Annotated in this window: 11 protein-coding genes and 1 pseudogene; 6 read left to right on the top strand and 6 right to left on the bottom strand. The window is 46.4% G+C overall.

What is annotated here, in order from left to right; all coding sequences use genetic code 11:
* Positions 1–99 precede the first annotated feature (99 nt).
* Positions 100–396 (bottom strand): type II toxin-antitoxin system Phd/YefM family antitoxin, encoded by a 297-nt coding sequence (locus tag ACYVK4_RS25975; protein WP_461130491.1) that lies wholly within the window; start codon positions 394–396, stop codon positions 100–102.
* A gap of 261 nt (positions 397–657) precedes the next feature.
* On the opposite strand from ACYVK4_RS25975, the gene ACYVK4_RS25970 reads away from it, so the two are divergent.
* The 6 genes from ACYVK4_RS25970 to ACYVK4_RS25945 all read left to right on the top strand — a co-directional run bounded on the left by ACYVK4_RS25970 (position 658) and on the right by ACYVK4_RS25945 (position 4,990).
* Positions 658–1,335, top strand: coding sequence for a recombinase family protein (locus tag ACYVK4_RS25970; RefSeq protein WP_461130490.1), 678 nt, complete (start codon positions 658–660; stop codon positions 1,333–1,335).
* A gap of 258 nt (positions 1,336–1,593) precedes the next feature.
* Complete coding sequence (locus ACYVK4_RS25965; RefSeq protein ID WP_461130489.1) at positions 1,594–2,157, top strand: recombinase family protein; 564 nt, start codon at positions 1,594–1,596, stop codon at positions 2,155–2,157.
* Between the two features lie 216 nt (positions 2,158–2,373).
* Positions 2,374–2,589 (top strand): hypothetical protein, encoded by a 216-nt coding sequence (locus ACYVK4_RS25960; protein ID WP_461130488.1) that lies wholly within the window; start codon positions 2,374–2,376, stop codon positions 2,587–2,589.
* Entirely contained in the window at positions 2,589–2,987 is a 399-nt protein-coding gene (locus ACYVK4_RS25955) for a type II toxin-antitoxin system VapC family toxin (RefSeq protein WP_461130487.1), read from the top strand. The genes ACYVK4_RS25960 and ACYVK4_RS25955 overlap by 1 nt, the downstream gene beginning before the upstream one ends.
* A gap of 897 nt (positions 2,988–3,884) precedes the next feature.
* Positions 3,885–4,268, top strand: a complete 384-nt coding sequence (locus tag ACYVK4_RS25950) for a hypothetical protein (RefSeq protein ID WP_461130486.1) — start codon at positions 3,885–3,887, stop codon at positions 4,266–4,268.
* A gap of 17 nt (positions 4,269–4,285) precedes the next feature.
* On the top strand, positions 4,286–4,990 hold the full coding sequence (locus ACYVK4_RS25945) for a recombinase family protein (protein ID WP_461130485.1): 705 nt from the start codon (positions 4,286–4,288) through the stop codon (positions 4,988–4,990).
* Between the two features lie 358 nt (positions 4,991–5,348).
* Here ACYVK4_RS25945 and ACYVK4_RS25940 read toward each other — a convergent pair whose 3' ends face one another.
* The 5 genes and pseudogenes from ACYVK4_RS25940 to ACYVK4_RS25920 all read right to left on the bottom strand — a co-directional run bounded on the left by ACYVK4_RS25940 (position 5,349) and on the right by ACYVK4_RS25920 (position 11,825).
* Complete coding sequence (locus tag ACYVK4_RS25940; RefSeq protein ID WP_461130484.1) at positions 5,349–6,260, bottom strand: alpha/beta fold hydrolase; 912 nt, start codon at positions 6,258–6,260, stop codon at positions 5,349–5,351.
* 238 nt (positions 6,261–6,498) lie between these two features.
* Entirely contained in the window at positions 6,499–7,293 is a 795-nt protein-coding gene (locus tag ACYVK4_RS25935; RefSeq protein ID WP_461130483.1) for an SDR family NAD(P)-dependent oxidoreductase, read from the bottom strand.
* A 124-nt stretch (positions 7,294–7,417) separates the two neighbouring features.
* Complete coding sequence (locus tag ACYVK4_RS25930) at positions 7,418–7,939, bottom strand: AAA-type ATPase lid domain-containing protein (RefSeq protein WP_461130504.1); 522 nt, start codon at positions 7,937–7,939, stop codon at positions 7,418–7,420.
* Positions 7,934–9,430: pseudogene (locus ACYVK4_RS25925) on the bottom strand (sigma 54-interacting transcriptional regulator); the annotation flags it as partial. The pseudogene ACYVK4_RS25925 and the gene ACYVK4_RS25930, both read right to left, overlap by 6 nt.
* Before the next feature lie 22 nt (positions 9,431–9,452).
* Positions 9,453–11,825, bottom strand: coding sequence for a tetratricopeptide repeat-containing sensor histidine kinase (locus ACYVK4_RS25920; RefSeq protein ID WP_461130482.1), 2,373 nt, complete (start codon positions 11,823–11,825; stop codon positions 9,453–9,455).
* Positions 11,826–12,269 lie beyond the last annotated feature (444 nt).

Genomic DNA, 12,269 nt, shown 5'->3' with positions numbered 1-12,269 from the left:
TGACAGCCGGAATCAGAAAAAGCGTTAAAGGAATACCCGGAAAAGTTAATAAAATTGTCCTACATTTTCTCGCTGAAGTATTGCCGCCAATTTAAGCGATCAGGGGTTTGGCACTGGCCCGGGTTGCTGCTCCTGGCCACCATCGGTTTTGGGTTCCTGTTCAACAATTACCGCATCTTCAGTTGACGACGAAGCTTCATTGCTCAAGGGTAAAAGTTCGGATTTTTGGACTTGCTGGAAGGCCTGCCACTGCTCAAAGGAGATCAGCACTGCCGCGGGTTTACCCTGCCGAGTAATCAAAGAGGGTTGCCGACCGTAAATGGCTTTGTTGATGAGGTCGGAGAGTTGTACTCTGGCTTCCTGAGCAGACACTTTATACAATTCGCTTACTTCCATCAGTTAGTATGTTTTGCAATTATTGTACGTTTGTACATATATATACAAATTACTGTATTTGTAAGTAATACTCATAGATTACAAAAGTAGTTTTCTATCTATAAGAGTTGTTTTGAACATAAGTTACAGAAGTTACAATTTCATTAAATATATCAAATTGTACAGAATATAAGATTAATAATTCGTTTTACATTTTCTAAACGGACGTTTAGAAAATGTAAAACAGAGGTATCTTTACAGAATAACTTTAAAAATTGTGTCGTGGAACATCATTACGGTTACAAACAGTACGTTGCCTATTTCCGGGTGTCTACTCAACGCCAGGGCGCTAGCGGGCTGGGCCTGTCAGCTCAACGTACTAGCGTCAGTTCCTTCATTTATAATCGGGGTGAAATCGTCGCCGAATTCACCGACATTGAATCGGGCAAAAAAAACAACCGACCTGAATTGCTCAAAGCCATCGCTTATTGTAAGGAAAGGGGAGGGATACTACTCATCGCCAAGCTCGACCGGCTGACTCGGAATGTGGCTTTCATTTTCACATTGAGGGATTCGGGGGTTGAGTTTGTCTGCGCCGATATGCCCGAAGCCAATACGCTCACCATCGGAGTAATGGCCACCATGGCCCAGCACGAGCGGGAAGTCATTGGCGATCGTACCCGTAAAGCACTGGCCGAAAAGAAACGGGCTGGCCATTTATTGGGCAAGCCTGAAAATCTCACCGCAGAGGCCACCCAAAAGGGGTTAGCGATTCGGCAGCAGAATGCCCGTGAGCATGAGAACAATCGCCGGGCGGCTGCATTTGCCCGGTCATTACGTGGGGCGGGTGAGAGCTGGAGTGACATAGCGGCTACGTTGAATGAGCATGGATTTCGTACCCGTCGAGGCAAGCAATTTCAAGCCGTGCAGGTGCAGCGCATTATTGCACTTTTCAACTAATTGAACGGTTTCGTGAACGGTTCAGACGTGATTGATGATTTATCCATCAGATCAGTCATTTAAAGGTAATCCCCTTTCTAAAAAAAGTTAAAGGGATCATTTTTTTAGCCTTATAAACGGATAATTCTGTACCTTCAATAGCAACAACCTGCTTCCTTGATCGACAATAGATTTCTCCCATTCACGTCCTTGACGTGAGATAGACACTAGTACGTCATGAAGTTAGGTTATGCCCGCGTCTCTACGCAAGATCAAAATTTGGCCCTTCAATTAGATGCCCTTAATGCCGCCGGTTGCTCGAAAATCTTTCAGGAAAAAGCCAGTGGATCTAAAACCGAACGGCCTGAATTAAAGAGGCTTCTTGAAATCATCCGGGAGGGGGATACGTTGATGATTTGGAAACTGGATCGACTGGGCCGTTCCCTAAATCACTTGATTGAGATCGTCACTCAGTTGGAGCAACAACATATTGGGCTAGTGAGTCTGAACGATCCCATCGACACTACCACGGCGCAAGGTCGGCTCGTTTTTCGCATTTTCGCCAGTCTAGCCGAGTTTGAACGGGAAGTAATTCGGGAGCGGACTTTAGCCGGTTTAGCTTCCGCCCGGCGACGGGGTCAACTCTTAGGCCGACGCACAGGGCTATCTAAAGCTGGTGAGCAGAAAGCCCGCATCGGGGAAAGTCTTTACAAAGAAGCCAAGTGCTCGGTCGAACAAATCGCCCGCGAGTTACACATCTCTAAAACTACTCTTTATAAGTATCTCCGTCTTCGCGGGGTCGAAATAGGTACTTCAGTCCAAAAGCAAACGGCTACCATATAGCAAAATACAGCTGTACTGAGTTTAACATTTATTAAAGGAACGTTTGTTAAATGTTACCTCAAAGCAATTAATCTCTATTAGATGTCTGTTTGGAAACACCATAAATGCTGGTAGTGCCTTTCTAACTGCTCTTTCCAAGGCAGGTTGACCTGTATTTGTAGGAAAATGTTAACTTGGCATAAGTATATTTTAAAATGGCATAGGCAAGTAGTAGCTATGATTTATCAACTGGAAATAGATGATCGCGATGAGACGGGTAAGGCTGTATTGGCTTTCATTCGACAGATGGCCGCCACGAACAAAGCGATCAAACCTCCTGTCGCGCTGAACCGGCCAGAGTTGACAGAACGTCCGTTTGGCACCATGAGGGGAAGTTTTAAGCTAACCCCCGACTTCAATGAGCCGTTGGACGACTTGAAAGACTACATGTAATGCGTTTACTGATTGATACGCATATATTGCTATGGGTACTGGAAGCTGATCCCCAGTTATCAGCCCGGGCAGCGGAGTTGATCCGCAGCACAACCAATGAGGTTTTCGTGAGTGCCGCTTCGCTGCTCGAAATTTCCATTAAGAAAAAGATTGGCAAACTGGACACTACCCGGTCATCTACTGAGGTCTTTCAGGAAATGACCGGTGTATTAGCCATTCAGCTCCTGCCTGTCCTGCCCCGTCATTTAGACGCTTATCAGTCAATTCCGTTGTATGAGGATCACCGCGATCCCTTCGACCGGTTATTAATCGCTACGGCTTTTGCCGACAATCTCACGTTGATCTCCGACGATGGCAAGTTTGATCGGTACACCCCTTTCGTGACCTTGATTCGGTAGCCTTATGGCCTAGTGTTGCGTTTTCCCCTCTTTGAACTGTAATCGCCCTATACATGAAAGTTTGTTAGTTTTTGTTACAAATCATAAACGCTCATTTATGAATTGTGACTAGTACGTGGCAATTAACGACTAAATGGTTTCCCTTCTTACTGCTCAGCTAGAAGTGAAGTAGGTTTGCATTAACTTTACAAGGCTTCAACGGGGACGTTCAAGCCTTGTAAAATCAGGGCTATTTTGCCTATATTTAGGGGTAGACAAGCAATAAGACTTTGGCGCATCAAGAAACGGAATCGGACCAATACAAAGAACTCATCCGGCATTTAGCCTTTGAATGGATACAGATTGAACGGCCTGGTGTTCATTTCACTTATGCCGACTATGTGCGGGTTATCGGTAGGCTTTTAACCGCTACCCAGAGTGCCGATCGAACCACGTACATTTTTATGGCTGTACTCAACCAGGCTATTCAACTAGGTAAGACTTCGGCTTGGATCGAGCAGGAGATAAGGTTTGAGATATTGGCAGAAGGAATAGAAAGATCAGACTTAGTGAGGATTTTTTTATATCGTACTGATCCGGTTGACGATGATACGTTGGATACCTACAATGAGCGTAGGACTCGCTTTCCCTCCAGCTCTAAAGCAAATCAGTCAGCATGACTAATTATCAGGTAGAGATATGGGACTGGGCAAGTAAAGACTGGATTCCCATCCAGGATTTTATTCCAAGATGGGACAAAGGAAAATGCCACCGGTTTGGATCCTTACAGAGGGCTCGACTTGATGCATGCACAGGCAAGCGTGGTGGTGCTGGCCAAGAAGTATCCCTATCTAAGGTTTCGAGTCAATGTTGACCTCAGCTAACCTGCCTAGTATCAATGGCTCATTTATTATAGACATGAGTGACATCGTTCGTGAAAACCCTTCAATAATGACTAAGGAGGAGGCTAAGCAGATCATCCTGCTATTGGCTTTCGAAAAACAGAGTAAGGAGTATTCTTCTGTAGAAATGGCTTATGGCCGTTATATCAGGATGCTTATTCATATGATTAGCTCGACGAGTGACTTGGACGTTTCTGCTGGCCTATTTGCCGCCGTTATCAATCAGGCCCAGGAACTTAATAAAACAGCTGAATGGATCGAGCAGGAGCTTTTCGTTGAGGCTAACGCCAGCGCTCGGGCTAACCGTTTAGCCTATATTCATCAACTCTTAACGCTGAGTGATGGTAGTGATAGGCACTTAGACCTCTACAATGCCCGAGTAAGTCGATTCCAAAACTGAAACTCATCATTCCTACAATGGCAAAGAAAAACACACCTTCAGCCGTGGCCACAAACGGCCAAACTAAATACGTAGCTTACTACCGGGTATCTACCAGGGCGCAAGGGGATTCTGGCTTAGGACTGGAGGCCCAGCGCGCGGCCGTGGCAGGTTACGTGAAAGGGGTTATACTTGCCGAGTTCACAGAGGTTGAATCCGGCAAGAACAACCAGCGGACGCAGCTGGCAGCGGCCATCGATCGGGCTAAGAAAGAGCGCGCGGTTTTAATCATTGCCAAATTGGATCGCTTGAGCCGTAATGCCTCGTTCATCTTCACGCTGAGAGATTCGGGTGTTAATTTTCAGTGTGTGGATATGCCGGACGCCAACACGTTAACCATTGGTATCTTTGCCACCTTGGCCCAGCATGAGCGAGAATTGATCAGCTCCCGGACTAAGGCGGCGCTGAGGGCTAAGATTAACCAGGGCGCCGTATTAGGCAAGCCGGAAAACTTGAGCCTTGCTGCCCGGAAAAAGGGAGCTGAGGCTACCCGGCGGGCAGCACTGGCCAATAAAGATAACCGGCGGGCTACCTCCATGGCTGAAATCATGCAAAGGGCGGGCAAGAACCTCAGTGAGATAGCCAGCGAATTAAACCGGGCTGGTTTCACGACGGCAAGGGGGTGCCGATTCCAGGCGACTCAGGTCAGCAGACTGATCAAGCGGGTGACTACAGCCAGTTAACATGAAGATGCCAGGTTGTGTAACATTCTACTGATAGATTGGACAGTTACTGAAATGACCGTAAGAGACCCGCGCCAGGGTAGCCCCCAGGGCACCTTTCTGTACCTCACTAAACAAATAGCTGACTATTAGCTGAGTTATGATACCTGTTCATTCGGTCAGCGTTTTCGTGAACGAAATCACTATAACTATAAGTTGTATTTATTCAAGAAATGGCAATTAAATTCTTTTCCAAACTTGAAGGGTCAAAAATGGTACATTTAGAATAAAACTTTAGCTGGTTTCACCGTACTAATCTAAAGATATAGCCCCTAAATCGTTGTAGACTCAGAAGATGCTTTCGTGATCCGATGTGACCTTATCGTTTCAGGCCAAACGTGAGAAATAAGCCGACCAGCACCACCGCAACACCCACACCCAGAAAGACTTTTCCGGTAACTTCAGACTCTTTTGCCGAGGTAGGGACTGGTGGTTGAGGCTCGTAGCGGCACTCCGTAACGGCCAGTATCAGTGCCACGGTTTCAGCCGGTACATCCAGTTGCGGCACGTGGCCACAATTCGAAAACCAATGAAGTTGCGCGTCAGGAAACAACGCCAGGGCCCGTTTCGCTTGGCTGGGCGGACAAATTCGGTCCTGGCGGCCCCAGCCAATGACCAGGTTGGGTATGGAGCCAAGCGGTGCTCCCTGCTGCGGGGGACCATGAGCCAGACTATCCAGGAGTTTGGTAAAGCTGGGGGTGGGCAAAAACTCCCGAAATTCATTCAGCGCCACTCGAGCCGGGATCGTCCAGGGATGAGCCGAAAATTGCGCGAACAACAGCGTTCGGCTCACCGGATGGCTCACCAGGGGGGGTAAGATTGGTTGGATGAGACTGGATAATTGAGCCGATAGCCGAACCGATTGGTAGAAATAGGCCACCTGCCAGCCTTGCCAGAACCCACCCGGATCCAGGGATACAACCGCCCCGACCACATTACCCCGCCGGGCTAATTCAAGAACTAATCGGGCCCCCATCGAATTGCCGACGGCATCAATGCCCAAGAGCTGGTGCTGGGTTAAGAAATCGGTCACCGCATCGGCCAGGGTAGGAATGGATACCTCCCCGACCAGGCCCGGTGACTGCCCGAAACCGGGCAGATCCAACGCAATCACCTCCCGGTGAATGGATAACTCACCGATAATCAGATCCCAGACCTTCAGGGAACTCCCCAGGCCGTGGAGCAGTAACAGCGGTTTACCAGCACCACGCCGGACATAGTTCATAAACATACACAGTGGTAGTAAATCCCAAGTTTGTACAAATCAATCTAGTATGAACAACACCTGGTGCATATAGTTTATAGCCGGTGGACTGGATACCTGTTACAAGCTACTCTACTAACTTAAATAGGATCTCGCTGTCTCGTAAAATGTAGAAACTTCACCTTTTCTGACCAAAACGCAAGGTTGATTTACTATCGTATCTAGTCAGAGATAGCCAGTCCACACTGATAAGGCTGGTACTTGATCAGGCAATGGTCTTAGTAACACCTCCATCTACCCGGACGGCGGCTCCGTTGGTGGCTGAGGCCAGCGGACTCGACAGATAAGCCACCAGATTGGCTATTTCCTGGGTGGTGGCAAACCGTTTGATAATGGAGGTCGGGCGGGCCTGCTTGAAGAAGTCCTTTTCCATTTCTTCTATAGACACCTGACGGCGGGCTGCCATACTGCCGATAAAATCACCAACCCCTTCGGATAAGGTCGGGCCAGGCAGCACCGAGTTAACGGTCACTTCGGTGCCGGTGGTCAATTCGGCCAACCCCCGCGAAATGGCCAGTTGAGCGGTTTTAGTCGTGCCGTAGTGAATCATCTCCGTCGGGATTTGCAGCGCCGATTCGCTGGAGACGAAAATGATTCGCCCCCATCCGTTGGCCAACATGTTGGGGAAATAATGGCGGGAAAGCCGAACCCCGCTCATCACATTGACCTCGAAAAACTTGAACCAGTCTTCATCGGGTATCTGCGTAAACTCCTTGGGCTCGAATATACCCACGTTATTAATCAGTATGTCTACCTGAGGTAGCTGGGCCAATAAGGCGTTTATTTCCTCGACCTGACTAAAGTCAGCGGCAATTCCTCGAAATCGGGTACCGGGTAATTCAGCCGATAGTTGATGGACCAAGGCATCGACGCGGCCCTTATTTCGGCCATTGAGTATGACTTCGACTCCTTCCTGAGCCAGTGTTTTAGCAATCGCCAGCCCAATGCCAGCCGTTGATCCGGTGACTAAAGCCGTTTTTCCGCGTACCTGCAAATCCATTTTTTTCGTGTTTAAAGTGTAGCTACTTATTCTATTAGACCTAACGACCACTGGTTAGGATTGGTGATAGCTTATAATAGTTATGGGCTTTCATAAACGGGAAACCAAGAAAAGTATTGAGCAGCTACTTCTTGATCCCTAATCGCTCAATCCTGTATTCCAGGGTGGTAGGTTTCAACCCCGCTAGCTCAGCGGCTCCCCCTTTACCCCGAATTTTGCCGTTCGTTTGCTGAAGTATCGATAGGATATAGTCGCGCTCGGTTTGTTCGTGCTTGTTCTTCACCTCAGACAAGGTCTTTGGTTGAGCGGTCACTGGCGGAATCTGATTTGGATGAGTCGTTAGCGTATAAGTTGATGCGCCAGTGGAAAGTGGGCTATTCATAATCCAGTTGTTAGCTAACGATCGGCCCAGCGTAAGCAGGTCTAGGCCCTCGCTGATGATGACAGCCTGCTCAATAATGTTCTCCAGTTCGCGAATATTGCCTGGCCAACTGTAGTTAAGGAGCTCGGTTAAGGTCTCTTCACTGATTCCCTGGTACGATTTTCCCATTCGCTGGCTAAACTTCTGAGCAAAGAAATGGGCCAATAATGGGATGTCTTCCAGTCGTTCCTGTAAGGCTGGTAACAGAATAGGAAATACACTCAATCGATAATACAAATCCAGTCGGAAGCGCCCTTCGGCGACTTCCTTTTCTAAATGCCGGTTTGTAGCAGCAATCACCCGTACATCGGTTTGAAGCGTTCCTTTACCGCCTACCCGTTCAAATTATTTTTCCTGTAGCACACGTAGCAGTTTCGCTTGCAGGTCCATAGGCATTTCTCCGATTTCATCCAAGAAGATGGTGCCCCCATGCGCCAATTCAAATTTCCCGATTCGGCGTTCGGTGGCTCCTGTAAATGCCCCTTTTTCGTGCCCGAATAACTCGGATTCGATCAGGTTAACAGGCAGGGTCGCGCAATTTAGTTTTACCAGCAATTTATCGTTCCGCAACGAAAACGTATGAATAGCGCGGGCAAACAACTCTTTGCCCGTACCGCTTTCACCCGTCAGAAGTACAGTCGCATCGGTAGGAGCAACTTTCTCGAGCTGTTTGAACACCTGATGGAGTTTAGGGCTTTTACCCACAATGTCATTAAAGCTGGCCGTTGTTTTTACTTCCTCCTGCAAATACTTATTTTCCCGACCTAATTGCTCATTCAGCCGGGCGATCTCATCAAAAGCCAGCAGACGATCCAATGTAAGACTAACGGGTTGCTGCAAACGGTCAATTAGTGATACGTGATCAGGCAGATAAGTATCCGGCTGGCGACTATAGAAGGAGACTTCAAACTTGCTTCCCTGCATAGTGGCTATGGTCACCAGTAAATTAGCTTGTAAAGAGAATGTTTTGGCGATGATCTGCTTTAAACGAAAGCGTTGACAAGCTTCCGCGTACTCATTTCCATTAAGCAGGTTAATGCTTGCCTGGGCAGAAAGTTCTGCCCGTAACTGATCGTACTTGTGTTCCGTCAACCCCGTCATCCGCAGAAAGTCAACCGGCTGAATGGTCTGGTATTCGTTTAGTCCGATCCGGAAGAAACTACAGGACCGGGTGGTCTTTCCCTGGTCAAGCCTGAGTGTAATTAAATCAAACGGAATAAAGGGCTGAAGATCGGTCGCTACGGCTAATAGCTTTTGTGTCCAATCACTGGCCTCCGATAGCGCATTCGTCAACGAAATCTGAAGCATTTTTTCTTCCCGAAGCTTCTGCTCCAAACTATGGGCGTGGCGATAGAAGGCAATTTCCAACGTATACAGGATGTCTTTTGTGCGAAACGGTTTGACAATATAGCCGTGGGGTTGCGTTGCTTTTATTTTGTCCAGAACGCCATCATTCGCATTGGCCGAGATGTAGATGAATGGAATGTGCTGAGCGCGTAACGTCCGGGCAAAGTCTAAGCTTGTTTCGCCACCCTTTAGGTAGATGTCCAGTAGCACTACATCCGGTTGATGGTCAAGCAGTAGTTCCCTCGCTTCCTGCACACTAACGGCTATACCGACGACGGTATAGCCAGCTTCTAGAAGAATGTCTTCCAGGTTGTCAGCAATAAGCAACTCGTCCTCCACAATCAGTACCCGAGCAACTGGATTAGTCATTCTTGCTGCAACGGCGGGGATATTAGTTATCGTGGGCATAATGCGGCTGAAGTTTGATTAACGGAAACGAAACGGATATTCGGACTCCCCCGCTGTTTTCTATCTGGAGTATACCGCCCAATTGTTTCGTCAGGCGACGCATGATGTTGGCTCCCATAGACCCCTGACGGCGAAGATCAACGTCATCCGGTAAGCCCACGCCATTATCGTCAACCACTAACTGGTAGTTTTCCAGATCGACTTTAAGTAATGCCAGGTTTATCGAATTAGTCTGATCGTCAGAACGGTATCCCGCGGGAAAGGCATACTTAAGGGCATTGGTAATGGCTTCGGTAATAATTAGACCCAACGGAACGGCTTGTGAAACATCCAGCTCCAGTGGCGCTAACTGGTAGCGGAATGTGATTTGCTCGTCTTGATTAAACGATTCGCCTAACTGGTCGACTACCTCCCGGATATACGTTGGCATATCAACCTGCGACAGGCTGTCGGAGCGATATAGCTTCTGATGAATAAGCGCCATGGCACGCACCCGGTGCTGGCTCTGCTCAATAGCCCGGATGGCCCCCTGATCGGAGAGATATTTACTCTGGGTATGCAGCAGACTGATCGTCAGTTGCAGGTTATTTTTGACCCGATGATGAAGCTCTTTCAGCAGCCATTCTTTTTCATTAACCAACGCTTGAAGTGAGTCATTTTTGTCGTTAATTTCTTTTTGATGACGTTCCAGTCGCTGGCTATTTCTTAATTTAATGATGTACCGGTTATAGAGCAGCGCTACGGTCAATAATAAAAGAACGATGCTGACCAGAGTGACATTTTTCAGTTCGTTAGCCTGTTGCAACTGCGTTTGTTGCAGTAACCCCTGTTCAGTCAAAAACCGAATATTTAAATCTTTTTTAGCAGTTTCATATTTAACCTGTACTTCCTGTACCTGCTTGTTTTTTGCTTCGTTAAAAATCGTATTATTAATTTGTTGAGCCTGGTTTAAATGATTGATAGCCGATATATAATCGCCCCTTGATGAATCGGCTTTGAAAAGCATCTTCTCAATATCTCTAACTGTCGTAAACGCATGTACATGATCCGCTTCGAATAAGGCTTTTCTAAAATGAATGACCGCCTTGGTAAACTGTTTTTTAGTATAATAATAAGAGCCGATATCATATTCTACGTCGCCGGTAATTTCATTATATCTACCTAAAAAACTGGAAAAATAGATCATCTGCTTAACATACTTGTCGGCTAGCTCATCATTGTGAATATATTTAAAGTAGAAGGCTAATGTTCGGGCTAAACTGGCTTTACCATAATAATCGGCAGGCGGGTGTTCTTTTGAAAAGGCTTTAATAAACGTAACGGCTTCTTTATTCCTGTTTGCTGCAATCAACTCCTGAACAAACTGGCCAGCTTCTCTGACTGTGTAAAAGTCAACAGGATTAGGGATAGGGCAGCCAAAAACCTTCCTGTAATAGATAATGCAATTTTCTGTTTGCCCTAATTCATGATAAATATTTGCCAACCGGCTGTAAAGATTGACTGCCCCATTTTTTTCATTCGTCTTTTCCATGCTCTCTACACAAAGCAATGAATAGTACAGGCATTTTTTATAATCTCCTCTCTTGTTATTGATGACCGAAAGATAATTATAGACATAGTGCAGGTTTGGAAAATGAATGGCTTTATAGTTAGCCAACACCTGTTTAAATTCCTCTTCGGCCAGATCCAGTTTATCTTGCGCTAAATGCACATCGGCCATATAGATCTGGGTTTCGAGTACTTTCACTGTATTATGTAAGCGCTGGTACAAAGCCGTTATTCGTTCGAAACAATTAAGTTTTGTCAGTCCAACAGTATCTCGTTTGGGCAGAATAAATGCAATTCTGTGCCATACATGTATCTGGTTTTCAATGGATTTTAATTGACCAATTGTATTTGCCAGTTGTAAACTATATTGATTGCCTTTTTTTATGTCCCCTATCTTATAATAATACTCGCCTAAAAAGTAGAGTATTTCTTCTCGCCATTTCCGCGAATGAAGTTCTTTGTTCTTTAGTTCTGCTTGTTTAATAAAGGTAAAAGCGCTGTCTATCTCACTTCGGGTTGCGTCGTGTTTAAACATATAGTAATCGGCCATTTGCAGCGCAAATTCCACTTGCTTATCCCCTGACAACACACCCTGATATTGCACTTGTATCTGATCTAATGGCTTATTCAGAGCCAGTTGTGCGAAGACTGATTCGGCAGAGGATAGGACTATTCCCGTTAGTAAGAAAAGCTTTTTGAGTTCAACTAACGACTTCACCGTGGCAAAGAATTGTCTCCGCACCGATATAGAGATTGTCAGCAACCAAATCCCAACCCATACATACCGGCAACGTAGCGAAGTGGCCATAGAAAGGGGCAATTAAGTCAGGTTAATGTAACCGTATCAGTAGAGAAGCAACACATTTCACCCATAACAGACTCTTTTCCCAACCGAAAAAATAGTCTTGAGAGGACTATATGTTACAGGTTAAACCGGACATCTTCCAATGTCTGAAAATTGATTCAAGATAGTGTATATAGCCGATAGGTGATTGGCTTACCAATTGTTTTTAGCCATCATTTCCTCGACTCACAACCTTGGTCCAGGTTAAGTTATCTTCGCAGCTTAGCGATATAAGTCAATTTAAATGCCAATCAGCGTAACCTGGTCTGGCGGTAAGCTATAGCCTGAATAAGGTACGATTTACCTATACGTTCTCCCGGAATCTCCAGAAATCTCCAGTGGTATCCAGATTTAACCAGAAATCCCTGGTTAGCTGACCGGTTAAAAATGAAGTTCATATTTTCCTAA

This window comes from Spirosoma aerophilum (assembly GCF_054782495.1).
This window is presented reverse-complemented; position numbering and strand designations above follow the sequence as displayed.